The organism is Bacillus sp. OK048 (assembly GCF_900103525.1).
GTDB lineage: Bacteria > Bacillota > Bacilli > Bacillales > Cytobacillaceae > Neobacillus.
In genome coordinates this window covers 334,007-358,096 of sequence record NZ_FNHN01000001.1, presented here as the reverse complement: position 1 = coordinate 358,096, position 24,090 = coordinate 334,007, and the positions used below count along the sequence as shown (strand labels likewise).

At 38.5% G+C, this 24,090-nt stretch carries 23 protein-coding genes and 1 tRNA gene; 19 read left to right on the top strand and 5 right to left on the bottom strand.

What is annotated here, in order from left to right:
• The first annotated feature begins 53 nt into the window (after positions 1–53).
• The 4 genes from BLR86_RS01715 to BLR86_RS01700 all read left to right on the top strand — a co-directional run bounded on the left by BLR86_RS01715 (position 54) and on the right by BLR86_RS01700 (position 3,821).
• Positions 54–1,610 (top strand): class I adenylate-forming enzyme family protein, encoded by a 1,557-nt coding sequence (locus BLR86_RS01715; protein ID WP_090757912.1) that lies wholly within the window; start codon positions 54–56, stop codon positions 1,608–1,610.
• Positions 1,611–1,653: 43 nt separating this feature from the next.
• Complete coding sequence (locus tag BLR86_RS01710) at positions 1,654–2,832, top strand: thiolase family protein (protein WP_090757911.1); 1,179 nt, start codon at positions 1,654–1,656, stop codon at positions 2,830–2,832.
• A gap of 245 nt (positions 2,833–3,077) precedes the next feature.
• Positions 3,078–3,464, top strand: coding sequence for a 3-hydroxyacyl-CoA dehydrogenase family protein (locus BLR86_RS01705; protein WP_090757910.1), 387 nt, complete (start codon positions 3,078–3,080; stop codon positions 3,462–3,464).
• A 117-nt stretch (positions 3,465–3,581) separates the two neighbouring features.
• Positions 3,582–3,821, top strand: a complete 240-nt coding sequence (locus BLR86_RS01700; protein ID WP_090757909.1) for an alpha/beta fold hydrolase — start codon at positions 3,582–3,584, stop codon at positions 3,819–3,821.
• 335 nt (positions 3,822–4,156) lie between these two features.
• Here the strand turns inward: BLR86_RS01700 and BLR86_RS01695 are convergent.
• Positions 4,157–4,230: transfer RNA gene (locus tag BLR86_RS01695), tRNA-Arg, on the bottom strand.
• 57 nt (positions 4,231–4,287) lie between these two features.
• On the bottom strand, positions 4,288–4,998 hold the full coding sequence (locus BLR86_RS01690; RefSeq protein WP_090757908.1) for a YwaF family protein: 711 nt from the start codon (positions 4,996–4,998) through the stop codon (positions 4,288–4,290).
• Between the two features lie 160 nt (positions 4,999–5,158).
• Between BLR86_RS01690 and mutS the strand changes: the two genes are divergently transcribed.
• The 3 genes from mutS (at position 5,159) to BLR86_RS01675 (ending at position 10,251) form a co-directional block, all read left to right on the top strand.
• Positions 5,159–7,753 carry a DNA mismatch repair protein MutS gene (gene mutS, locus BLR86_RS01685; protein ID WP_175492758.1) on the top strand — a complete coding sequence of 865 codons (2,595 nt, stop codon included), beginning with the start codon at positions 5,159–5,161 and terminating at the stop codon, positions 7,751–7,753.
• A gap of 12 nt (positions 7,754–7,765) precedes the next feature.
• Positions 7,766–9,646, top strand: coding sequence for a DNA mismatch repair endonuclease MutL (mutL, locus tag BLR86_RS01680; RefSeq protein ID WP_090757907.1), 1,881 nt, complete (start codon positions 7,766–7,768; stop codon positions 9,644–9,646).
• Between the two features lie 140 nt (positions 9,647–9,786).
• Positions 9,787–10,251, top strand: coding sequence for a hypothetical protein (locus tag BLR86_RS01675; RefSeq protein WP_090757906.1), 465 nt, complete (start codon positions 9,787–9,789; stop codon positions 10,249–10,251).
• Between the two features lie 125 nt (positions 10,252–10,376).
• Here BLR86_RS01675 and mreBH read toward each other — a convergent pair whose 3' ends face one another.
• The gene (mreBH, locus tag BLR86_RS01670; RefSeq protein WP_090757905.1) at positions 10,377–11,384 is read right to left on the bottom strand and encodes a rod-share determining protein MreBH; all 1,008 of its coding nucleotides are present in this window, start codon (positions 11,382–11,384) and stop codon (positions 10,377–10,379) included.
• Positions 11,385–11,726: 342 nt separating this feature from the next.
• On the opposite strand from mreBH, the gene miaA reads away from it, so the two are divergent.
• From miaA to glnA, 7 genes are all read left to right on the top strand, one after another.
• Positions 11,727–12,680 carry a tRNA (adenosine(37)-N6)-dimethylallyltransferase MiaA gene (gene miaA, locus BLR86_RS01665; protein ID WP_090758233.1) on the top strand — a complete coding sequence of 318 codons (954 nt, stop codon included), beginning with the start codon at positions 11,727–11,729 and terminating at the stop codon, positions 12,678–12,680.
• A gap of 30 nt (positions 12,681–12,710) precedes the next feature.
• Positions 12,711–12,941: an RNA chaperone Hfq gene (gene hfq, locus BLR86_RS01660; RefSeq protein WP_034672853.1), complete on the top strand. Its 231-nt coding sequence runs from the start codon at positions 12,711–12,713 to the stop codon at positions 12,939–12,941.
• A gap of 123 nt (positions 12,942–13,064) precedes the next feature.
• Positions 13,065–14,012, top strand: a complete 948-nt coding sequence (spoVK, locus tag BLR86_RS01655; RefSeq protein ID WP_090757904.1) for a stage V sporulation protein K — start codon at positions 13,065–13,067, stop codon at positions 14,010–14,012.
• Between the two features lie 129 nt (positions 14,013–14,141).
• Positions 14,142–15,410, top strand: coding sequence for a GTPase HflX (hflX, locus tag BLR86_RS01650; protein ID WP_090758232.1), 1,269 nt, complete (start codon positions 14,142–14,144; stop codon positions 15,408–15,410).
• Between the two features lie 4 nt (positions 15,411–15,414).
• A complete protein-coding gene (locus BLR86_RS01645; RefSeq protein ID WP_090757903.1) occupies positions 15,415–16,686 on the top strand; it encodes a methionine gamma-lyase family protein in 1,272 nt (423 codons plus the stop codon).
• A 145-nt stretch (positions 16,687–16,831) separates the two neighbouring features.
• Positions 16,832–17,233 carry a MerR family transcriptional regulator gene (locus BLR86_RS01640; RefSeq protein ID WP_090757902.1) on the top strand — a complete coding sequence of 134 codons (402 nt, stop codon included), beginning with the start codon at positions 16,832–16,834 and terminating at the stop codon, positions 17,231–17,233.
• A 20-nt stretch (positions 17,234–17,253) separates the two neighbouring features.
• Complete coding sequence (gene glnA, locus BLR86_RS01635) at positions 17,254–18,588, top strand: type I glutamate--ammonia ligase (RefSeq protein ID WP_090757901.1); 1,335 nt, start codon at positions 17,254–17,256, stop codon at positions 18,586–18,588.
• Positions 18,589–18,634: 46 nt separating this feature from the next.
• Here the strand turns inward: glnA and BLR86_RS01630 are convergent, their stop codons facing one another.
• Together BLR86_RS01630 and lexA are read right to left on the bottom strand one after the other, a co-directional pair.
• On the bottom strand, positions 18,635–18,919 hold the full coding sequence (locus BLR86_RS01630; protein WP_090757900.1) for a DUF4257 domain-containing protein: 285 nt from the start codon (positions 18,917–18,919) through the stop codon (positions 18,635–18,637).
• 171 nt (positions 18,920–19,090) lie between these two features.
• Positions 19,091–19,714, bottom strand: coding sequence for a transcriptional repressor LexA (gene lexA / locus BLR86_RS01625; RefSeq protein WP_090757899.1), 624 nt, complete (start codon positions 19,712–19,714; stop codon positions 19,091–19,093).
• 160 nt (positions 19,715–19,874) lie between these two features.
• Between lexA and BLR86_RS01620 the strand changes: the two genes are divergently transcribed.
• From BLR86_RS01620 to sirA, 5 genes are all read left to right on the top strand, one after another.
• Entirely contained in the window at positions 19,875–20,198 is a 324-nt protein-coding gene (locus BLR86_RS01620; RefSeq protein WP_090757898.1) for a cell division suppressor protein YneA, read from the top strand.
• Between the two features lie 10 nt (positions 20,199–20,208).
• Positions 20,209–20,865, top strand: a complete 657-nt coding sequence (locus BLR86_RS01615; RefSeq protein WP_090758230.1) for a YneB family resolvase-like protein — start codon at positions 20,209–20,211, stop codon at positions 20,863–20,865.
• Between the two features lie 75 nt (positions 20,866–20,940).
• Entirely contained in the window at positions 20,941–21,171 is a 231-nt protein-coding gene (locus tag BLR86_RS01610) for a DUF896 domain-containing protein (protein ID WP_090757897.1), read from the top strand.
• 177 nt (positions 21,172–21,348) lie between these two features.
• On the top strand, positions 21,349–23,352 hold the full coding sequence (gene tkt / locus BLR86_RS01605; protein WP_090757896.1) for a transketolase: 2,004 nt from the start codon (positions 21,349–21,351) through the stop codon (positions 23,350–23,352).
• A 242-nt stretch (positions 23,353–23,594) separates the two neighbouring features.
• Entirely contained in the window at positions 23,595–24,035 is a 441-nt protein-coding gene (gene sirA, locus BLR86_RS01600; RefSeq protein WP_090757895.1) for a sporulation inhibitor of replication protein SirA, read from the top strand.
• Positions 24,036–24,090: the final 55 nt, after the last annotated feature.

Genomic DNA, 24,090 nt, shown 5'->3' with positions numbered 1-24,090 from the left:
TTAATTTCTGAAAATAAGGAATAAAAAAATAATTTGGATTGGGGGAAGCTAGCATGCTAATTACAGGAGATAAAACAATATACGAGGTTATTAAAGAAAAAACTGAATTACACCCAAAGAAAATATTTCTCTATTATCAAGATCAATGTATATCGTATGAAGAGCTACTACTTCGGGTTAATCAAACAGGGAATTATCTTAAAGCAAAAGGTATAAAAAAAGGTGATAAGGTTGCCGTTTTACTCAGTAATTCCCCAGAATTTTATTATTTTTGGTTTGGTTGTGGGGCAATTGGGGCTGTGCTTGTCCCGATTAATACTGCCTCGACCGCTTATGAAATTGAGTATTTTATCAATCATTCAGATGCTGCTGGTTTTATCGGAGATCAAGAACTTTTTCAAGGAAAAATAAAAGAGTTAGTTGATTCAAGTAATCTGTTATTTACCGATGTGATTACGGAAAATTGGTTAACTTATTTAAGCAAATTTCCTGCAAGTTCTCATGTGAATGATGTTAGTTCAAAAAATGTGTGTTGTTTAATGTACACGTCTGGAACCACTTCAAAACCTAAGGGCGCTGAAATTACACACGAAAATTACATTTTTGCAGGAGAAACTTCTGTGCGAAACCAGTGGCTAACACCATTTGACCGTTATTTAATTTTTCTACCTTTATTTCATGTTAATTCACAGTATTATACGACGATGGCTTCTTTAGTTGCGGGTTGTTCAATCGTTCTACTGAAACGATTTAGTTCATCCACATTTTGGGATGATGTTCAAAGATACCAACCAACAGTTTCAAGTTTTGTAGCAACGGTCATTAAAATGCTTTTACAAACAGATGATCATCCAAATGAAAAAGAACATACCCTTAAAAAAGCTGGTTACGGTCTATTTGTTACTTTTAATGAATTAGAAGAGTTTGAAGCTCGCTTTGGTATTAAACTGTATCAATGGTATGGCATGACAGAATCAATCACAACCTCGATTGTAACACCTATTTATGAAAAAAGAATCATGGATGAACGCACAGGAATCGTCCCTATCGGGAAGCCAGCTTTAGGGCATGAGGTAAAGGTTATCGATGAAAATGGAACCGAATTGGGACCAAACCAAGTGGGAGAAATCATTATCAAATCACCATCGTTAATGAGAGGGTATTATAAAAATCCGGAAGCAACGAAGGAAACCTTACGAGATGGATGGCTTTACACAGGGGATAATGGCTATTATCAAAAAAATGGATATATTTGGTTTGTCGATCGTAACAAAGATATGATTAAGCGTGCCGGAGAAAATATATCTTCACTAGAGGTAGAAAATATTATTCGAGATCATTCAAGTGTTGAGGACTGTGCTGTTATTGCTGTCCCTGATCATTTAAGAGAAGAGACCGTTGCCGCTTTTATTAAATTGAAGGAAGGATATAGTCTTTCAGAACAGGAAATAAAATCATACTGCGAAGAAAGATTATCCTATTTTAAAATCCCGCAAATTTTTAAATTTATTGAGGATTTCCAAAGGACATCGATCGGGAAAATCCAAAAGAATGTATTGAGAGACCAATATCAACCAGAAAAAAAAATACATAAACCTTCTATTATTTAAAAAATGAATAGATTCGCATTCTTATCAAATGGAGGAATTAGCCATGCGTGAAGCGGTTATTGTTAGTGCAAAAAGAACCCCAATCGGTGATTATTTCGGAGCGTTTAAAGATTTAACTGCAGTGGACTTAGGAGTACACGCTTTAATAGCAGCGGTTGAAGCTGCGGGGATTGAAGCAAATCAAATTGAAGAAGTGGTGGGAGGCCATATATACCAAGCAGGTTGTAAAGGCAATACAGCCCGCCAAGTCGCATTAGGGGCCGGGTGTTCTGTAGAGACGGTCGCTTCCACGATTAATCAGCAGTGTCCTTCTTCCTTGCGTGCCGTTGAAATCGTCGTCCAAAATATTATGCTTGGCAAGATTGATATTGGAGCAGCGGTTGGGTATGAGAGTATGACAAATGTTCCTTATCTGTTACCAAAGGTTCGCGGGGGTTTGAAGATGGGGGACAGTTCAATTGTAGACTCTTTACTAAATGATGCTTTAATAGATGCTTTCAATGATTATCACATGGGCGTAACGGCAGAAACACTTGCCGAGGAGTATCAGATAAGCCGCGAAGAACAAGACGAACTGGCAGTCATTAGTCATCAGAGAGCCTGTAATGCCACTCAAAATAAAACATTTAAACAAGAGATTGCCCCTGTTGAAGTGAAGATGAAACGAGTAACGAAAACAATTGACCAAGATGAACATCCAAATCCAACCACGAGCATGGAATCGTTGTCCAAATTACGGCCTGCCTTTAAAAAGGATGGAACTGTAACAGCCGGAAATGCTTCTAGTCTCAATGACGGTGGAGCAGCTGTCATCCTAATGGCTAAGGAAAGGGCAATTGAGCTTGGATTAAAGCCGTTAGCTAGAATTGTCTCTTCCGCGTCCGCTGCAGTCGATCCGAAAAGAATGGGAATTGGAGTTGTTCCAGCTGTTCATAAAGCCTTACAATTTGCCGGCTTGCAAATGAATGAGATTGATTATTGGGAAATCAATGAAGCTTTTGCGGCCCAATTTTTAGCTGTCAATCGTGAACTAAATATTCCGATGGATCAAGTGAATGCAAATGGTTCCGGTATTTCATTAGGTCACCCTGTTGGCTGTACGGGAGCCAGATTGTTAACAACGTTAATCTATGAAATGCAGCGTCGCGGTTCTAAATATGGCTGTGCCTCTCTTTGCGCGGGTGGTGGACCAGCGGCCGCCATGATTGTGGAAGCGCTATAAAGTGAAACCTCCATCAGTAGGGATCATACTTGCCCGTTAATGCGGGATAAATTATACAAACAATAAGTAAATAAGTAAGAGATCGTTTCATGGAAAAGATCATTGGCGTAATCGGTGAAGGAACAATTGGGAATGGAATTGCTTAAACAGCTGCTGTCGCGGGGTATTCAGTGATTCTGCAAAATGTTAAGGAAAATTTTTATAAAAAGGAATACATAACATCAAGCCCAATTTAAACCGTTCGGTTGAAAAAGGAAAACTTTCCAGCGAGGGAAGCTGACCGAACACTCGGACGCATTCATGGAACGATTCATATTGAGGAACTAGCGGATATTGTCATTGAAGCGATCATTGAAAACATGGAGAGTAAGAAATCATTGCTCCAAAGGCTTGATACGTTATGCAGACCGAATACAAACTTTGCCTCCAATACATCTGGGTTAAGTATCACTGAACTTGGCAACTGCACCAACCATCCTTCTCAAGTGATTGGCATGCATTTTCTTAATCCAGTACCTGTGATGAAATTGGTAGAGACGCCTGCGGTCAGGAAACCTATCAAGAGATTAAGAGATTGTTTGAAAAGTTGGGGAAAAAGGAATAACAGTACAGGATGCAGCATTTGCAGTTAACCGAATTTTAGTGTCGATATTTTGCTTTCGACCAATCGATGGCCGAAAAATGATGACTTAGTAAAAATGCGTTTTAAATCAAGTATGCAAGAAGGTCTCCAAGAATGATTTTCATCGATGTTTCCTGAAACAAGACAACAACATGTTAGTGACATGGCTCTATCTATTGATCTACTTGAAAAAATCAATTTTCCTGTTTTATTAATCCATGGAAGAGATGATCGTGTCATCCTATTACAAGACACAAGTTACAAATTAGCGCTTGCATTACCAAATGCACAGCTTCATGTCTCCCCAGCTTGCCGTCATTGGGTTCAAATTGAAAAAACAAAAGAATTTGCCGGGTCAAGTTATTGAATTTTTTAAAAAAAGAAGAAATGCTACTTTACTAAAAAGCAATACGCTAGTTTAAAAAACTGCTGATACAAAATTCTACAAAGCAGAATAAAAATAATAAAACCCTAGAAGCGTTGATATAACGCTGTTTATAGGGTTTTTGTTATCACTATTTACGACAAATTTTTATTAATGTGAGTAGAACTCTACTATAGATAATAAAACACAAATGGTTTTCCAACCAAGAACCATCGCGATTTTTTCATTTGCGGCACATTTGCGGCAATGCAGAATTAAATAAAATAAAAAACCTTGCCGCACATCCTACAAAGGTTGAATTGGCAAGGTTTCTCGTACGTCCCGAAGAGGATTCGAACCTCCGACCTACAGTTTAGGAAACTGTTGCTCTATCCTGCTGAGCTATCGGGACACTTTTATTAGGAACCTTACTTATTATAAATAGTTAAACGAAAAAGGTCAATAAAAATTAACCTTTGCGTCTTTTGTCTCTAAATATCAACCAAACGATCAGACTTAAGGTGATTAATAAAAACTCCATTGAAAGGATGTACCAGGGATACGGGCCTAATAGATCCAACAAGCTTGGACTTTTAGGTTTATGGCTTAAAAACATATAATTACCATCAACAGCCTTATTTATTAGCATGATTACGGGCATTAAAACATTCAAGAAAACAAATAGTTTTACGACTGATACGATCGTTGGCCGATAGCCATGGATCCATGTAAAATATAGGACCACCCAGATCATCATTAAATGGGTATAGAAGAAGTGGAAAAAGCGAAAATGCGGGAAATCAAAATTTAACAATGGGGTAAATAATGCTTGTGATGCACCCAATAAAGCTGTAAATAATAAAATTTCATAGATAATCCTTTTTCGCGTTAACAATAAAATAACCGATAAAATTAAGCTGATACTGCATAATTCTAAGGGAATAGCATGGCTGACATCCCACATTCCATTTACATACATCCAAAAATGATAACTGGATTCTATCAAGATCAATGAAATGGCGATTCCAATCTCAGTAAATCTCCATTTTTTACCTTTTAAATTTTTTCTAAATTTAAAAATAGCAACAGAGACTACAAATAGAAGGGCGATAATGATAAAATGGCTGTCTGAAAACATTTCAAAATCGTATTCCTCGTATTTGCCGCCAAACCATCCCATCAACTAACACCTCTTTTTACTTTCATTCTATTTATACATATCCTAGACTATTCCTACCCTAATACGCCCCAAAGAAAATTCTACCTAATCAAGTCTACACGATTTATGATATAATAGTTTGTCGAAGATACTCGAAATAATTAAAAATGTGGGGGTCATTATGGCTGGTTATACGCCGATGATACAACAATACTTAACCGTTAAGGCAGACTATCAAGATGCCTTTTTATTTTTTCGCCTTGGAGATTTTTATGAAATGTTTTTTGATGATGCGATCAAAGCATCACAAGAATTGGAGATAACCTTAACTAGCCGGGAAGGCGGCAGTGAGGATAGGATTCCCATGTGTGGTGTACCATATCATGCTGCGCCTAATTATATTGAACAGTTGGTTTCAAAAGGCTATAAAATTGCGATATGTGAGCAAATGGAGGACGCAAAACAAACAAAAGGCATGGTTAGACGGGAAGTAGTCCAACTCATCACACCGGGAACGGTAATGGATGGAAAGTCATTATCAGATAAAGAAAATAACTATATCGCCTCCATTTCATGTTTTGAAGACCGTACTTTCGGATTTGCCTATACGGACCTATCAACAGGTGAAAGCAAGGTAACCCAACTTTCTTCTAATTTTGACGAAGTATTAAATGAAATTGCAGTATTAAGCTCGAAGGAAGTTGTCGTCGCAAATAACTTTGACGGTGACTTGCAAAAGAAACTGCGCGAACGTGATGTTCTCGCGATTTCAATTGAAGATAATAGTTCAGTAGAAATGAAATTTTCTCATCTTCTCGACAATCTCAATCAAGATAAATTAAAACAAACGACAGCAAGGCTTTTTAATTATTTATACCGTTCACAAAAGCGAAGTCTTGATCATCTTCAACCTGTGACAACCTATCAAATTCATCACTATATGAAAATTGATTACTATTCTAAACGAAATCTTGAATTGACTGAGACAATTCGTTCAAAAGGGAAGAAAGGCTCCTTACTTTGGCTCTTAGATGAAACGATGACGGCGATGGGCGGCAGGATGTTGAAAACATGGATTGATCGTCCACTCATTTCACGTGAGGAAATTGAGCAGCGGCAAACGATAGTAGAAGTATTGAAGAACAACTATTTTGAACGGCAGGAACTTCGCGAAAAGCTGACTGAAGTCTATGACTTAGAGAGGCTTGCAGGGCGTGTTGCTTTTGGCAATGTCAATGCCCGTGATCTTGTTCAGTTAAAGCGATCATTAATGCAAATTCCTTTTTTAAAACAAATTCTTCAGGGGATGGAGAATGAAGAAGTCAATAAAATTGCAGAATCACTTGATCCTTGCGAGGAAGTTACAGATTTATTAGAGCAAGCCATCATTGATAATCCACCTTTATCGATAAAAGAAGGTAATATCATTCGTGACGGGTATAATGCCCAGTTAGACCAATACCGAGATGCCAGCCGAAACGGGAAAACCTGGATTGCCCAGCTAGAGCGCGAGGAGCGTGAAAAGACAGGGATTAAATCCTTGAAGGTAGGATATAACCGAGTATTTGGTTATTTTATTGAAGTTACTCGTGCAAACCTGCACCATTTAACAGAAGGTCAATATGAACGAAAACAAACCTTATCGAATGCCGAACGCTTTATCACACCTGATTTAAAAGAAAAAGAAGCGTTAATTTTACAAGCGGAAGAAAATGGCGGCGAACTAGAATATAACTTATTTACTGAAATCCGTGAGATTGTTAAAGAACATATCCCACGTCTGCAGGCAGCGGCAAAAGCAGTGAGCGAGTTAGATGTGCTCCAATGTTTTGCTCAAGTGAGTGAAGAGCGGCGCTATGTGAAACCGACATTTTCAACCGATCGAAAAATGGTCCTAAACGAAGGCAGACATCCTGTTGTCGAAAAAGTACTTAATGCACAAGAATATGTAGCTAACGACTGCTTTATGGACAATGAGCGAGAAGTTCTTCTGATTACTGGACCAAACATGAGTGGTAAAAGTACCTATATGCGTCAAATTGCTTTGACTGCAATACTTGCTCAAATTGGCTGTTATGTACCAGCAGATGAAGCGGTGTTGCCGATTTTTGACCAGGTCTTTACTAGAATTGGAGCAGCGGATGATTTGATATCTGGCCAAAGTACGTTTATGGTCGAAATGCTGGAAGCAAGGAATGCTCTTACAAATGCTACACAAAATAGCTTGATCCTATTTGATGAAATTGGACGCGGTACATCAACCTATGACGGTATGGCTCTGGCACAGGCGATTATTGAATACATTCATAAGCATATCGGGGCGAAAACACTGTTTTCCACGCACTACCATGAATTAACCGTCCTGGATAAAGAGCTTGAGAAATTAACGAACATTCATGTTAGTGCAATCGAACATAACGGAAAGCTCGTCTTTCTTCATAAAATAAAAGACGGACCAACCGATAAGTCCTATGGAATTCATGTGGCGCAATTGGCTGAACTTCCGAAAGAATTAATTCATCGAGCCAATGAAATTTTATCCGCACTTGAAAAACCTGGGGTACAACCTGTATCTGTGAAAACGGAAGTGAAGGAAATAAAGGAGCAGCCTGCACAGCTGTCTTTCTTTGATGAACCCAAGGATGCGAAGAAGCAAGAATTGTCGTCTAAAGAGAAGAAAGTTATAGATAAAATGAGAGAACTTGATCTTCTAGATATAACACCGCTTCAAGCGATTAATCTGTTGTACGAGCTTCAAAAAAAGTTGAAAAGCTAGGAGGTGAATGGTATGGGTAAGATAATCCAATTAGATGATGCCCTATCCAATAAAATTGCAGCCGGAGAAGTAGTCGAACGACCTGCTTCGGTTGTAAAAGAGTTAGTGGAGAACGCGATTGATGCTGGCAGCACAGTGATTGAAATTGAAGTTGAAGAAGCTGGATTGGCAAAAATTCGAATCACGGATAATGGGAATGGAATTGAAGAAGAGGACGTCTTACTCGCCTTCCAACGGCATGCGACTAGTAAAATCAAGAATGAAAATGACCTATTCCGTATTCGTACACTAGGTTTTCGAGGAGAAGCCCTGCCTTCTGTTGCTTCTGTTTCAAGGCTGGAGATGAAAACCTCAACCGGTGAAGGTGCAGGTAATCGAGTGTTGATTGAAGGCGGCAAAGTGGAAGTTTTTGAGAAAGCCTCGAGCAGACGTGGGACAGATATTTCGATTACCGATTTATTTTATAACACACCAGCACGGTTAAAATATATGAAAACCATCCATACAGAGCTAGGGAATATTACCGATGTAGTGAATCGGCTCGCGCTTTCTCATCCAGAGGTAGCCTTCCGCTTAATTCATAATGAGCGTAAGCTGCTGCAAACGACCGGAAATGGTGATGTTCGCCAAGTACTGGCTTCTATCTACGGAATGGCGATTGCTAAACAGCTTGTTCCGATTACGGGGAATTCACTTGATTACAAGATTTCTGGATATGCCTCAATGCCCGAAGTTACAAGAGCATCGAGAAACTATATATCTACCATGATCAATGGCCGTTTTATAAAAAATTACGCCTTAGCTAAAGCAATCCAAGAAGGGTATCATACATTACTTCCGATTGGCAGGTTCCCAATTGTACTGCTCAATATTGAAATGGATCCATTATTGGTGGATGTCAATGTCCATCCAACCAAAATGGAAGTTCGTATCAGTAAAGAGGCTGAACTAAATGAATTGGTGACGGAAATCATTAAAAACGCTTTTAAATCGAAGATCTTGATTCCAAGTGCCTATACACAAGAGAAAAAAGAGATTCCTAAGTCAGAGCAGACCACATTACTTCTTGATGAGCGAACCAATCAAACTCTTCCAATGAAGAAAGAATTTTTGGAGTGGGAGCGTCCTATGATTTCAGATATTGTTCAAGAAACAGGGAAGGCTCTTGAGGCAAATGTGGAACCAAGGACCTCTGCGCTAGTTGAAGAAGAAACCTTTACAAATAATTGGGAATTCATTCGTCCAGAAGTTGAGATGAATGAGACAGAGCGCGAAACTATGATAGCCACTGAAGACGACCAAAAGGAAAGTCGGATCCCAAGGTTATATCCAATTGGTCAAATGCATGGTACCTATATCTTTGCGCAAAATGAAAATGGTTTATATATTATTGACCAGCATGCTGCACAAGAAAGACTGAAGTATGAATATTTTCGTGAAAAGGTCGGTCAGGTTCATGCGGAACTCCAGGAATTATTGGTTCCGATCACACTGGACTATTCTACCGATGAATATCTAAAAATCAATGAAAATCTTCTCGAATTGGAGAAGGTTGGGGTTTTCCTTGAGGAATTTGGACTTAACAGCTATATCGTTCGCTCTCATCCACAATGGTTCCCAAAAGGCGAAGAAAAGCAAATTATCGAAGAAATGATTGAGCAGCTTCTTACAATGAAAAAAGTCGATATTAAAAAGCTTCGTGAGGAAGCGGCAATCATGATGAGTTGTAAAGCATCGATTAAAGCGAATCGTCATCTGCGCAATGATGAAATTCAGGCATTACTCGATGATTTGAGACAAGCATCAGATCCGTTCACCTGTCCGCACGGAAGACCGATTATTGTTCATTATTCTACCTACGAGATGGAGAAGATGTTTAAACGGGTCATGTAGAGTGCTTTCTTTTAAAAGAGAGCACTCTTTTTTTGTAAAAATGTTAAAAATATTTAATTGGGGTACTACTATTAGTTAGTATAATAGTGTAAAATTACACTATAAAGATTAATGGATATTTTGTGATGGGGGGTGGGCTGATGATAGGATTTAGTTTATTAGTTACATTTTTACCTGTAGTCATTATTATTTTAGTTATATTTGCAATCGTTAACGCTACGAAAAATAAAGAAATGGGGGATGAAGCTGTGATACGTCATCTTTATACGTATTTAGTTCTTTTTGCAACACTTATGATGGTAATTGGCGGAGGGATCTCAATTTTTATGGCTGCGGCAGATTTAGTAAGTCCACCAAGTTATTATCAAAGCTTTGAAGATTATAAGCAGATTTATCATGACAGGAAAGAAGTTCCGGTTGAAGATAGTAAAAAATTAACAGACGAAGAAATTCGTGCAAAATTTGATCAGGCTGTAGCGGATGAAAAGAACCGAACAAGAGAAAGAGCCAAAAACCAAATCATTAAAAGCCTAGGCTTTATTATCATTCCACTTCCGGTATTCTTTTACTTCAATAATATGAGAAAACGACAAAGTGATATATAGACAAATTGTGTTGGAGTGACCGAAGTCCATTCAGAAAAAGCATTTGGGTCAATGCAGTAGCACAGAGTGACTTAAAAAGCTGATTAAATAGCAAAAAGAGTGCAAATAGCACTCTTTTTTTCAGTTTACTTCACAGCTGCCTGGACTTTATGCATATATTTAAGGGCTTGTCCTGTCCCCATTGCTACGGATTCGAGCGGATTTTCAGCTAACTGTACAGGCACGAAAATCTCTTTGCTTAGCCACTCTTCCATACCCTTCATTAATGCGCCTCCACCCGTTAAGATGACACCACGGTCAACAATGTCTCCGCTTAGTTCTGCCGGGCAATCCTCAAGTGTGGCACGGATCGCTTCTAAAATATGAGATAATGATTCTTTTAACGCATTTCTAATTTCATAGGATGAGAGAGTGACAGTTTTTGGCAGCCCAGTAACAAGGTCACGACCGCGTACATCCTTCGTAAGCTCTTCGTGGTCCACAAGGGCATAGCCAATTTCCATTTTGATATTTTCAGCTGTCCGCTCACCAATTAATACATTGTATTCCTTACGGACATATTGAATGATTTCTTCATCCAAACGATCTCCGCCAATTTTTATCGAATGGCAGGCAACTACGCCTCCAAAAGAAATAATCGCCACCTCTGTATTACCACCGCCAAGGTCAACTACCACATTCGCAACCGGCTCATCCACAGGCAACCCTGCGCCAATCGCAGCTGCCACTGGTTCTTCGATTAACTGGATTTTTTTTGCACCAGCATTTCTCACAGCATCCTGAATCGCTCTTCTTTCAACGCTTGTTGAGCCAGAAGGTGTACAAATTACAACATTTGGCTTACGAACCGCAAAGCCGATTTTTTTTGATGCCTTGTGCATGATATGCCTTAAAAGTTCGGTCGTAAGGTCGTAATCGGCAATCACTCCATCCTTTAATGGACGGATCGCAATAATTTTCTCAGGAGTTTTTCCAATCATTTCTTTTGCTTCCATACCAAAAGCGACGACCTTTTTTGTATCTGTGTCAATGGCCACTACTGAAGGTTCATTGACAGCGATTCCTTTGTTTTTACTATAAACTAATATATTTGCTGTTCCTAAATCGATTCCAATTTCAAAATTTGAAAACATCTATTTCACCTAATTTCACTATTTTTCGACGCAACGCCCTTTGACGTGTTATCTTTCTACAAAATAAGCTACGATTAAGCCTACCATGAACTTGGGGGTAAAAGGCTGTTTGTAAAGGAAACGTTATCGGAATGTAAAAACGTTATCGTAAATGTAACGTTACAAGAAGTATTTACCATTTTTTCGATAAAAGTTGGATAATCCCATCTCGGTCATGCATAGAAAAGATAATAGTTGTTTATACTAGTTTGATGTTCAACTGCTTTTTAAATTTGTGTTAGGATATAGGTGTGACATGGTCCCACCATCACGGAAAAATGAAAAAAGGGCAGTGTGAAAAAAGTGGATTCAAAACAAAAATTACTAGTCATTATCGGTCCGACCGCTGTTGGGAAAACAAAGTTAAGTATTGAACTGGCTAAACAGTATAATGGCGAAATTATCAGCGGTGATTCCATGCAGATCTATCGTGGAATGGATATCGGGACTGCCAAAATAAAAATCGAGGAAATGGAAGGGATTCCCCACCATTTAATTGATATTAAAGAGCCAGAGGAAAGCTTTTCGGTCGCTGAATTCCAGCAGCTTGTCCGAGCGAAAATAGCTGAAATTACTTCGAAAGGTAAGCTTCCGATCATTGTTGGCGGGACTGGGCTGTATATCCAGTCAGTAATATATGATTACCAGTTTTCTGACGCACCGGCAGATGAGAAACTTCGTTTACAGCTAGAAGAGCGGGCTATGGAAATTGGGTATGAGGCGCTGCACGATGAATTAACGAAGATAGATCCAGAAAGTGCAAGGCAAATTCACCCCAATAATGTTAGAAGGGTAATAAGGGCACTTGAAATTTATCATTGTACTGGTAAGATAATGAGTGAACATCAAAATAATCAGCAGCCTGACCTTCTTTATGAAACAGCACTTATTGGCTTAACCATGGAGCGGGAAAAGCTATATGAGCGGATTAACACTCGTGTGGAGCTGATGGTGTCAGCAGGACTTCTTGAGGAAGTCAGCCAACTACACAAGCAGGGCATTCGAGATTGCCAATCCATACAAGCTATTGGCTACAAGGAAATTTATGATTATCTTGATGGGAAGGTTAGCTTAAGTGAAGCGGTTGAAAATTTAAAACAAAATTCACGACGCTATGCAAAAAGACAACTAACCTGGTTCCGGAACAAAATGGGCGTAGAGTGGTTTGACTTATCAAATGCCTTAGATTTGTCAAAAAAAATAACCGAAATTTCTCATTACGTTGAAGGAAAGCTACAAGTAAAATCGAATACATAGTAGTAGAGATAAAAGAGGAGGATATTTAAAATGAAAACCACCATCAATATTCAGGACCAATTTTTAAACCAATGTCGTAAGGATAATACACATGTGACGGTGTTCTTATTAAATGGTTTTCAATTAAGAGGCCAAATTAAGGGCTTTGATAATTTTACCGTTCTATTTGAATCAGAAGGAAAACAGCAGCTGGTTTACAAGCACGCCATTTCAACCTTTGCTCCGCAAAGAAATGTTCAGCTTGACTTAGATGCCCAATAAGTTTTCACCTAAACGAGTCCATGAAATCCATGGGCTCTTTTTTTATTTTTATAATGAAATGATAGTTGCATGAATACACATAAATGAAGGAGTATAGGTTTGTTGAAATGAGAGGTGAAGGCTTTGGATCAACCGATTCGCATGAAAAGCAATGGACAAATCAGTGTATCCCTCAACTCGCAAAAGAGGAAGTCATTGACGAAAGAGCTGCCAGTCCCTCAAGTTGTTCCAAAGGTAATTCCCCCGGAGCACGCGGCATTAAAGGAAATCGAAGACGAGCTCGGGGCATTAGTCGGTATGGATGAAATGAAACGAATGATAAAGGAAATTTATGCTTGGATTTTTGTTAATAAAAAACGGGAAGAAGTGGGGATGAAGGCGAGAAAGCAGGCACTTCATATGATGTTTAAGGGCAATCCTGGGACCGGGAAAACAACCGTTGCCAGGTTGATTGGTAAGCTCTTTTTAAAGATGAATGTTCTTTCTAAGGGACACTTAATTGAGGCGGAACGGGCTGACCTTGTTGGCGAATACATTGGTCATACTGCTCAGAAAACTAGGGAGTTAATCAAAAAAGCCCAAGGTGGAATTTTGTTTATTGATGAAGCCTACTCATTAGGGCGTGGCGGGGAAAAGGATTTTGGGAAAGAGGCGATTGATACACTTGTTAAGCATATGGAGGATAAACAGCATGAATTTATTCTTATACTTGCTGGGTATTCCCGTGAGATGGATTATTTTTTAACCTTAAATCCGGGGCTTCATTCCCGTTTTCCGTTAGTCATCGACTTTCCCAATTATACGATTGATCAATTGATGGAAATTTCCAGCCGAATGCTCGACGAAAGAGAATATAGTTTGAGTCATGAGGCGGAAAAAAAGCTGAAAGATCATTTAATTTGGGTGAAAGCTGTCCTTAGCCCAAATAGCTTTTCAAATGGCCGCTATGTTCGAAACATTATTGAAAAGTCGATTCGCGCACAAGCGATGCGGCTGTTATTGCAGAACAGCTTTGATCGACATGAATTAATGACACTTCGAAGTAATGATTTAATTTTCGAAGAAGATTAATTTGCACAGAAAAATCGGCGGACATATCGGACGCCGATATTCTTATGTGCTTAGAAAAGGCTGAAATTATGGTGTTGAGATTTTTTTTGGTATGATAAGGTAAGGAAATTTATGAAAGCAGGTGTTGGTATGGACCAAGAAACAAGCTTAGAAAAAGCAATCTTAGTTGGCTGCCAGACGCAAACTATAGATGACCGTCGCTTCCACTATTCGATGGAAGAGCTTGCATCCTTAACAGAAACCGCTAAGGGTGAAGTACTAATGACTGTTGTTCAAAAGCGAGAAAGGATCCACTCGGCGCTATACATAGGAAAAGGGAAAGTAGAAGAACTAAAAGCGCTTGTAGACGAGGTCGAAGCAGACTTAGTTATTTTTAACGATGAATTATCACCAAGCCAAAAACGAAATCTATCTTCCGAATTAAATGCCCGAATTATCGATCGAACTCAACTGATTTTAGATATTTTTGCACAAAGAGCTAGGTCGAAAGAGGGTAAGCTGCAGGTAGAATTGGCACAGCTTCAATACTTATTACCGCGTCTTGCTGGCCAAGGGACGGCGTTATCGAGGCTGGGAGCAGGTATTGGGACAAGAGGACCTGGGGAAACAAAACTTGAATCAGATCGACGTCATATCCGGCGAAGACTTGATGATATTAAGAGCCAACTTTCAGTTATTGTTCAACATCGAGATCGTTACCGCGAAAGAAGGAAGAAAAATAAAACATTCCAAATTGCGATTGTTGGCTATACGAATGCAGGTAAATCAACACTCTTTAATCGCTTATCTGAAGCGGATTCCTTTGAGGAAAATCAATTGTTCGCTACATTGGACCCGATGACAAGAAAGTTGGTTTTACCAAGTGGATTTCAAACCTTAATTACAGATACAGTTGGATTCATTCAAGACCTGCCAACAGCGCTTATTGCTGCATTTCGTTCGACACTGGAAGAAGTAAAAGAAGCTGACCTTCTGCTGCATGTGGTCGATATGTCGAATGAGGACTATTTTCAGCATGAAAAAACGGTTAATAAGTTGCTTGAGGATTTGGAAGTGAAAGACATACCACAAATAACCGTTTATAATAAAAGGGATATTCAACATCCTGACTTTGTACCAACGACAGATAGCCCTCTTATCTTCGTTAGTGCCTATGACAAAGAGGACCGCAATGAATTGAAACGTAAGATAGAAAAAGTAATGATTGAAATGATGGACCAATACCAAGTCGGTATTCCATCAACAGAGGGAAAATTGATTGCGCAATTAAAAAATGAGACGATTGTAAGAGAACTACTCTTTGATGAAGAAAAAGAGCTCTATCAATGTAGAGGCTTTTCGCTTCCAGATCAGCAGATCTCGGGCCAATTACAGAAATACAAAACTAGAATGGAGTAACAGCATGTTTCAACAGTTAAAAAATGGGGAAAAGCTTCAACCGATCGTAGGTGGAGTAGAACAACAGATTTCCGTTGTACACAAAGCAATAGACGAAAGAGTAGAAACGAATCAATTTCGAGTATTGAAAAGCTTTCAACAGCATAGAGTGAGTGATTCTCACTTTTTCCCTTCCACAGGGTATGGGTATGACGATATCGGGAGAGATACATTGGAGCGTATTTATGCAGATGTATTCGGGGCAGAAGCAGGGCTTGTTCGACCACAAATCATCTCTGGGACGCATGCGATATCGATAGCGTTATTCGGGATCCTCCGTCCAGGGGATGAACTTCTTTATATTACTGGAAAACCATACGATACCCTTGAGGAAATTGTTGGGATTCGGGGTAATGGTGTGGGCTCTTTAAAAGAATTTGGCATTTCTTATGATAGTGTGGAACTGACGAATGAAGGGACGATTAATTGGCAGCTTGTTGCAGCCAAAATAAAACCCAATACGAGAATGATTGGGATACAACGTTCTAAAGGGTATGCAACTCGTCCATCGTTTACCATTGCAGAAATCAAAGAAATGATTTCGTTTGTAAAAGAAATCAAAGAGGATGTAGTGGTTTTTGTGGATAACTGTTATGGCGAATTCGTGGAGGAATTTGAGCCCTGTCATGTTGGAGCTGATTTGATGGCCGGTTCACTTATAAAAAATCCCGGTGGCGGATTGGTTAAAACCGGCGGCTATATTGTTGGGAAAAAGCAATTTGTTGAAGCCTGTTCTTATCGGATGACATCGCCGGGTATCGGGGCTGAGGCAGGCGCTTCCTTATACAGTCTTCAAGAAATGTATCAAGGATTCTTCTTAGCACCGCATGTAGTAGGCCAAGCGTTAAAAGGTGCTGTGTTTACGGCAGCGTTTCTTGAAAAACTAGGGATGAATTCCTCACCAAAATGGGATGCCAATCGAACGGATTTAATCCAATCTGTTCAATTTGATGATAAGGAAAAAATGATTACCTTTTGCCAAGCAATCCAATACGCATCACCCATTAATTCACATGTTACTGCCTACCCGGCCTATATGCCTGGTTATGAGGATGATGTAATCATGGCCGCAGGAACTTTTATTCAGGGTGCGAGCATTGAACTGACAGCGGATGGACCGATCAGACCGCCATATGTTGCTTATGTACAAGGCGGGCTAACCTATGCACATGTCAAAATGGCTGTTTGTATAGCAGTTGACTCGTTAATTGACAAAAAATTAATAGAATTAAATTAGACTTAAATGCAAAGGATAACGAAAGTAGTTGTCCTTTTTTTTATTTTGTAAAAACCATGTTAGATTACCTTACATAGGATTGACATCTTTTCTAACGCGCAATATAATAACGATATAAATTCGTAAATGGAGAGGAGAAATTTAAGTGAGTGGAAAAGAAATTCGCCGCTCAATGCCTCTATTCCCAATAGGTGCTGTTATGCAGCTGACAGAGTTGTCTGCAAGACAAATCCGATATTATGAAGAGCATCAATTGATTTCTCCAGCAAGAACAGATGGGAATAGAAGGCTGTTTAGTTTAAATGATATTGATAGACTATTAGAAATTAAGGATTTAATTGATCAAGGTGTGAATATGGCTGGGATAAAACAGCTATTCCTGGTCAAAGTTCAACAATCTAGTGTAATCCAGCAACAGGCTGAACAAGCCAAGCAGGAGTTAACAGACGAACAGTTACGAAATATGCTCCGTCACGAGTTACAACAAGCAGGCAGGTTCAATCGTTCGTCTTTGAGACAAGGAGATATGTCGCGATTTTTCCACTAAAATAATTGGAGGTAATAAGGATGGCGAAGTTTACAAGAGAAGATATTAAGAGGTTAGCATTAGAAGATAATGTAAAATTTATTCGTTTACAATTCACTGATATCTTAGGAACGATTAAAAACGTTGAGATTCCTGTAAGTCAGTTAGAAAAAGCTCTTGATAATAAAATGATGTTTGACGGTTCTTCTATCGAAGGTTTTGTGCGTATTGAAGAATCTGATATGTATCTTTATCCAGATTTGAATACATGGGTAGTGTTCCCATGGACAGCTGAAAAAGGAAAAGTAGCGCGTTTAATCTGTGATATCTATACTGCAGAAGGAAAACCTTTTGATGGTGATCCGCGAAATAATCTACGAAGAGTATTAAGAGAAATGGAAGAACTAGGATTTACAGACTTTAACTTAGGACCAGAGCCTGAATTCTTCTTATTTAAATTGGATGAAAAAGGTGAACCAACACTAGAACTAAACGACCAAGGCGGATATTTCGATTTAGCTCCAACTGATTTAGGTGAAAACTGTCGCCGTGATATCGTACTAGAGTTAGAAGAAATGGGCTTTGAAATTGAAGCTTCTCACCATGAAGTAGCACCAGGACAACATGAAATTGATTTCAAATATGCAGATGCATTAACTGCTTGTGACCAAATTCAAACATTCAAATTAGTAGTAAAAACCATTGCTCGTAAGCATGGTTTACATGCAACGTTCATGCCAAAACCGTTATTCGGAGTAAATGGATCTGGAATGCACATGAACCTTTCATTATTTAATAACGGCGTAAATGCATTCTACGACCCAACCGGCGACCTAGAAATGAGCGATACCGCCCGTCAATTCATTGCAGGAATCCTGATGCACTCTCCAAACTTTACAGCGGTAACAAATCCAACTGTAAATTCATATAAGCGTCTAGTACCTGGCTATGAAGCGCCATGCTACGTTGCTTGGTCTGCAAGAAATCGTTCACCATTAATCCGTATTCCATCTTCACGTGGATTAAGTACACGTGTAGAAGTAAGAAGTGTTGACCCAGCTGCTAATCCATATTTAGCAATGGCAGTCCTATTAAAAGCTGGTTTAGATGGTATTATTAATAAAATGACTCCTCCTGCTCCAGTTGATCGTAATATTTACGTGATGAGCAAAGCAGAAAGAATTGCAGAAGGAATCATTGATCTTCCAGCAACACTAGCTCAAGCATTAGAGCAGTTAAAGTCTGATGAGGTTATTCTATCTGGTTTAGGAGAACACATCGTAGAGCACTTTACCGAAGCAAAAGAGATTGAGTGGGATATGTTCCGTACGACAGTTCATCAATGGGAACGCGATCAATATATGAGCATGTACTAAAATAAGAGACCCAGTGTGGATATTTCCAGACTGGGTTATTTTTGTATTATTTTTGATTGTTTTCATTTAGTAGCTTAAATCTAGTGAGAATGAAATCGCCGCTAATCCCTGCAAGAACCGATAGAAAAATTGTCTCAACAAATGAATTCGGTGTTGTATAAATCATGACAAGAATCGAAGCAACTGAGCCTAGAAGCATTTCTTCGAGAAAACCAAGATAGATAAACTTTTTTGTTTTTCGCGGCATGATTAATTTCCCATGCTTTCTAATGTGTCCAATTATCCCTACAGAGCCACCAATAACCATTGAGAAAATAATGTCCTTCAACACTTTTTTCCACTCTCCTTAAGCCTTGATTTTTGGACCTAAGGTAAATCATGGTGTAATACCATTATACTAATAGTGGAAACTAGTTGGAATGAGTAAATATACACAAATTTGTATATTATTCCAAAAATAAACATAAAAATAGAGCAGAAGTAACCCTCTGCTCTTCTCTTATTAATGTATATGACGATAAACCCCAATAACTTTTCCAAGAATAGATACATTCCTTAGGATAATTGGATCCATTGTCGAGTTTTCTGGCTGTAAGCGAATAAAATCTTTTTCTTTGAAAAATCTCTTACAGGTTGCTTCATCTTCTTCGGTCATCGCAACAACGATATCTCCATTATTTGCGGTTTGCTGCTGTCTCACAATTACATAATCTCCATCAAGAATTCCAGCCTCTATCATACTCTCGCCCATGATTTCGAGCATAAAGACTTGTTCATCAGCTGGTGCTAGACTTTCAGGCAATGGGAAAAACTCTTCAACATTTTCAATGGCCGTAATAGGTACTCCGGCAGTAACTTTACCAACAATAGGCACATTAACAACATTGTTTCTGGGGATGTTTGCCATTGCGTTTGATTCTAGTATTTCGATTGCTCTTGGTTTGGTTGGGTCCCGTCTAATCAGTCCTTTACTTTCCAAACGTGCTAAATGACCATGTACGGTAGAACTTGAGGCAAGTCCAACTGCTTCGCCTATTTCCCTAACGGAAGGCGGATAGCCTTTTTTCTTTACTTCCCCTTTAATAAAATCAAGGATATCCTGCTGTCGCTTTGATATTTTAGTCATAATAAGATACACCTCTCACCCTATATAATATTTACGTTTATTATAGCATGTTCGTATTTTTTATACAAACATAAGTTCGAATTATTGTTGACAACAAACAAATGTTCGGATTATAATAAAAAATATAAACGAACATACATTCCGAAAAGGGGTTATTAATATGAAAAAAATATGGGACAAATACTCTTATGCGATCCTACTAATTTTCTTAAGTTGTACGTTAGCATTTATCCTATCAATACGTTTTAATTCTAATGTCGAAGAGAAGTTTCTAACCATAACGGTTTCAGAAGGCGATTCACTTTGGCATCTTTCTAAACAATATTCTGACAAGCATACATATTCCAATAACGAATTTATCAGCTGGGTAAAACAACATAACAAAATAGATGGGGATAGAATTTATCCTGGGGAAGAAATCATTATTCCAGTTACCTATGAATCTGGTGCTGTAACTGAATATGCAAGTGCTGCGGGTGAATAATAGTCAAATGGTGAATGCAATCATTTATTGTCGGGTGAGTACGACCAAAGAAACCCAGGAAACATCATTAAAGCGTCAAGAAGAGGAACTAACACAGCTTGCTAGTCAATATCACTTCAATGTAGTTTCTATTATTCGAGAGCAAGCAAGCGGTTATGAACTTGAACGGGATGGCATACTAGAGTTATTAGATTTATTGAAAGAAAATATAGTACAGGCAGTGTTAATCCAAGATGAAACACGTTTAGGAAGAGGAAATGCAAAGATTGCACTTTTGCATTGTATTTTAAAAGAAGGGGTAAAGCTTTATAGTATTTCTCATAATGGTGAATTACAATTGTCAGAAAGTGATTCCATGGTATTGAAAATAGTCTCAATGGTGGAAGAATACCAGCGAAAGCTTCATAATATTAAAATTAAACGTGGAATGAAACGAGCTGTTGCACAGGGTTATAAGCCAGAAAAGAACTTGAAAAATCTCGAATGGAATTCAGGACGTGAGAAAATTGAAGTTCCCATTGATGAGATTATCCGACTTCGCAAAAATAAGTTAACTTTTTCAGAAATTGCTGCAACCTTAAGGGGTTTTGGGTATAATATCTCAAAAGCAACTGTTCATAGACGATTTCAAGAATCGCAAGAATCGATTCAATCAGAAGAGCAGTAGACCATTTGCCTTGTCAGATGGTCTTTTTTTTAGTAAAATCAGTGCTTGCAGTATTATTTGAAAGGAGTGTTCTTCGTGCTCTCAAAAGAAAAAATGGCTAGAATAAATGAATTAGCCAGAAAAGCCAAAGCATCTGGTTTATCAGAAGCTGAAGCGAAAGAACAGTCAAAATTAAGAAGTGAATATTTGACTATTTTTCGGAGTTCTATGCTGGATACATTAACAAATACAACAATCATTGATCCAGAGGGAAATGATGTAACACCGAAAAAAATAAAAGATAGAAAGAAATACAATCTTCATTGAATTTAGGGAAAACTTTTGTTTTTCCTTTTTACATATTGTTTCAGTATCTGTGTCAAACTAAGAAAATGAAAGTAAGATAATTTGTTTAGTAATCAAATTAATTGTTGAATTAACCTAAAGAGAACTATAATATTAAGGGTGTTATTATTATCCTTTTGAAACAGGAGTGATTTGTATATGTTTGAAACAATTGATGAATTGTCCGTAACCGCTATTCGTACGCTATCGATTGATATGATCGAAAAAGCAAATTCAGGACATCCAGGAATGCCAATGGGTGCCGCACCAATGACCTACACGTTATGGTCACGTTTTATGAACCAAAATCCAAAAAATCCAAAGTGGTTTAACCGTGACCGTTTTGTTTTATCTGCAGGACACGGATCTGCTTTACTATACAGCATGCTTCATTTATCTGGTTATGACTTATCGATGGATGACTTGAAACAATTCCGCCAATGGGGAAGTAAAACTCCAGGACATCCTGAGTTTGGTCATACAGACGGAGTAGAAGCAACAACCGGTCCACTTGGACAAGGGATTGCAATGGCTGTTGGTATGGCAATGGCTGAACGTCATACAGCTAGTGTCTACAATAAAGATAATTTTGAGATTGTAAACCATTATACATATAGTATTTGTGGTGATGGAGATTTAATGGAAGGTGTTTCAGCTGAGGCAGCATCACTTGCTGGACATTTAAAACTAGGACGATTAGTGGTTTTATACGATTCCAATGATATATCTCTAGATGGTGACTTAAATAAATCCTTCTCTGAAAGTGTTAAGGACCGCTTCTTATCATACGGCTGGCAATATGTTCGCGTAGAAGACGGCAATAATTTAGAAGAAATCGCTAAAGCGCTAGAAGAAGCTAAAACTGATCTTGATCGTCCAACGATGATTGAAGTTAGAACTGTGATTGGCTATGGTTCTCCAAACCGTGCGGGAACTTCTGGTGTCCATGGCTCTCCGCTTGGAGCAGATGAGTTAAAGCTTACAAAAGAAGCATATAAATGGACATTTGAAGAGGATTTCCATGTACCAAATGAAGTTTACGAAAACTTCAAAAACCTAATCGGTGAAAATGGTGCAAAGAAGGAAAAAGAATGGAACGACTTATTTGCACAATATAAAAATGAATATCCAGAATTAGCGAATCAATTAGAAGCAGCATTAAGAAATGAATTGCCTAATGGCTGGGATAAAGACATTCCTGTATATAGCGAAGGCAAAGCCCTAGCAAGCCGTGCTTCATCAGGTGAAGCCCTAAACGGTATTGCGAAAAATCTACCTATCTTTATTGGTGGATCTGCTGACCTTGCTGGTTCTAATAAAACCATGATCAAAGGTACCGGTGATTACGCGCCAGGCAACTACGATGCCAAGAATATCTGGTTCGGTGTCCGTGAATTTGCAATGGGTGCAGCGATGAATGGGATCGCCCTACATGGCGGCGTGAAAATTTTTGGAGGAACATTCTTTGTGTTCTCTGACTACCTGCGTCCTTCAATCCGTCTAGCTTCAATTATGGGATTGCCTGTTACGTATGTATTTACGCATGATAGTATTGCTGTTGGGGAAGATGGTCCAACACATGAGCCTGTTGAACAACTTGCTGCACTACGTGCAATGCCAGGTCTTTCTATTATTCGTCCAGCTGATGGTAATGAGACTTCTGCTGCATGGAAGCTTGCTGTTGAATCTACAAACAAACCAACTGCTCTAATATTAACTCGTCAGGATTTACCGACACTAAAAGATACTGATAAAAATGCATACGAAGGTGTATCAAAAGGTGCTTATGTGGTTTCTCCTTCTGAAAGAGAAACTCCGGACGCATTAATCCTAGCAAGTGGTTCAGAGGTTAGTCTAGCTGTTGAGGCACAAAAGGCTTTAGCGGGTGAAGGAATTCATGTTTCTGTTGTCAGCATGCCATCATGGGATCGCTTTGAACAACAATCACAAGAATACAAAAACACGGTACTTCCAAAGAATGTGAAAAAGCGTCTTGGTATTGAAGTGGCTTCTTCAATGGGCTGGCACAAATATACTGGTGATGAAGGCGATGTATTAGCGATTGATACATTTGGCGCATCTGCACCAGGAGAAAAAATTATGGAAGAATACGGCTTCAGTGTTAACAATGTTGTTGCACGCGTGAAGGCACTTCTTCAATAATAAAGAGAATATCTCAAAGGGAACGGCTCGATGCCGTTCTCTTTTTGTTTTTTAAAATTGAACATTGGATGAATGATTTAAGTGATTCGTTACATTCCAATAATAAGTAAGATATAATAATATTTGTGGGAATCTTATGAATTCGACAATATTAGTGATTTTTTTTGCCAGTATAAGACAAATGTTTTGCTAGCGATTACCTTATAATTGATAGAAAGGGTATCAACGAAGGAGAGATCGTGGTGAGAAATTATCAGCTTTATTTGATAGAAGATGAATTTGCCGCCCATTACTTCGGAAGAGAGAGTATGTTTTTTCGGCTTTTTCTGGAACATGACAAAGCTGAAGGTGAATTGAAATTTATTACAAACAAGCAAATTTCTTATATAACAAAATCATTAGAAGTATTAAAAATCCATCAATTAATTCAAAAGCAACTTGGAAAAAAGAAGGGTTTTCGTGCGGAACATGGTACATACTCGATAGAGTTAAGTGGAAAACTAAGTACAGCGAAATTGAGGGTATTCCAGGATTTAATCACGGTAGAGGCAACAGGGAGCTATGAAGCAGAAACGATTTTCTTTGAAGTGCTTAGAAAATGTGAATCTTCCTTTATGGCCTTAGACCTCGAACAGCAAAGATTTGGCTGGTTAAAGCCTATTAAAGAAAGAAAATATGTCTAATCTTTAAAAGTGAATATTGTATAATCTCATTTTATTTAGTACACTGTATGATAGA

Coding starts and splice junctions, on each gene's coding strand:
- mreBH (WP_090757905.1), bottom strand. CDS start 11,384: ATGTTTTCAAATTTTGAAATTGGAATCGATTTAGGAACAGCAAATATA.
- BLR86_RS01690 (WP_090757908.1), bottom strand. CDS start 4,998: ATGGGATGGTTTGGCGGCAAATACGAGGAATACGATTTTGAAATGTTT.
- BLR86_RS01710 (WP_090757911.1), top strand. CDS start 1,654: ATGCGTGAAGCGGTTATTGTTAGTGCAAAAAGAACCCCAATCGGTGAT.
- BLR86_RS01675 (WP_090757906.1), top strand. CDS start 9,787: ATGATAGGATTTAGTTTATTAGTTACATTTTTACCTGTAGTCATTATT.
- mutS (WP_175492758.1), top strand. CDS start 5,159: ATGGCTGGTTATACGCCGATGATACAACAATACTTAACCGTTAAGGCA.
- BLR86_RS01645 (WP_090757903.1), top strand. CDS start 15,415: ATGTTTCAACAGTTAAAAAATGGGGAAAAGCTTCAACCGATCGTAGGT.
- mutL (WP_090757907.1), top strand. CDS start 7,766: ATGGGTAAGATAATCCAATTAGATGATGCCCTATCCAATAAAATTGCA.
- BLR86_RS01700 (WP_090757909.1), top strand. CDS start 3,582: ATGTTTCCTGAAACAAGACAACAACATGTTAGTGACATGGCTCTATCT.
- BLR86_RS01620 (WP_090757898.1), top strand. CDS start 19,875: ATGAAAAAAATATGGGACAAATACTCTTATGCGATCCTACTAATTTTC.
- tkt (WP_090757896.1), top strand. CDS start 21,349: ATGTTTGAAACAATTGATGAATTGTCCGTAACCGCTATTCGTACGCTA.
- glnA (WP_090757901.1), top strand. CDS start 17,254: ATGGCGAAGTTTACAAGAGAAGATATTAAGAGGTTAGCATTAGAAGAT.
- hflX (WP_090758232.1), top strand. CDS start 14,142: ATGGACCAAGAAACAAGCTTAGAAAAAGCAATCTTAGTTGGCTGCCAG.
- hfq (WP_034672853.1), top strand. CDS start 12,711: ATGAAAACCACCATCAATATTCAGGACCAATTTTTAAACCAATGTCGT.
- lexA (WP_090757899.1), bottom strand. CDS start 19,714: ATGACTAAAATATCAAAGCGACAGCAGGATATCCTTGATTTTATTAAA.
- BLR86_RS01715 (WP_090757912.1), top strand. CDS start 54: ATGCTAATTACAGGAGATAAAACAATATACGAGGTTATTAAAGAAAAA.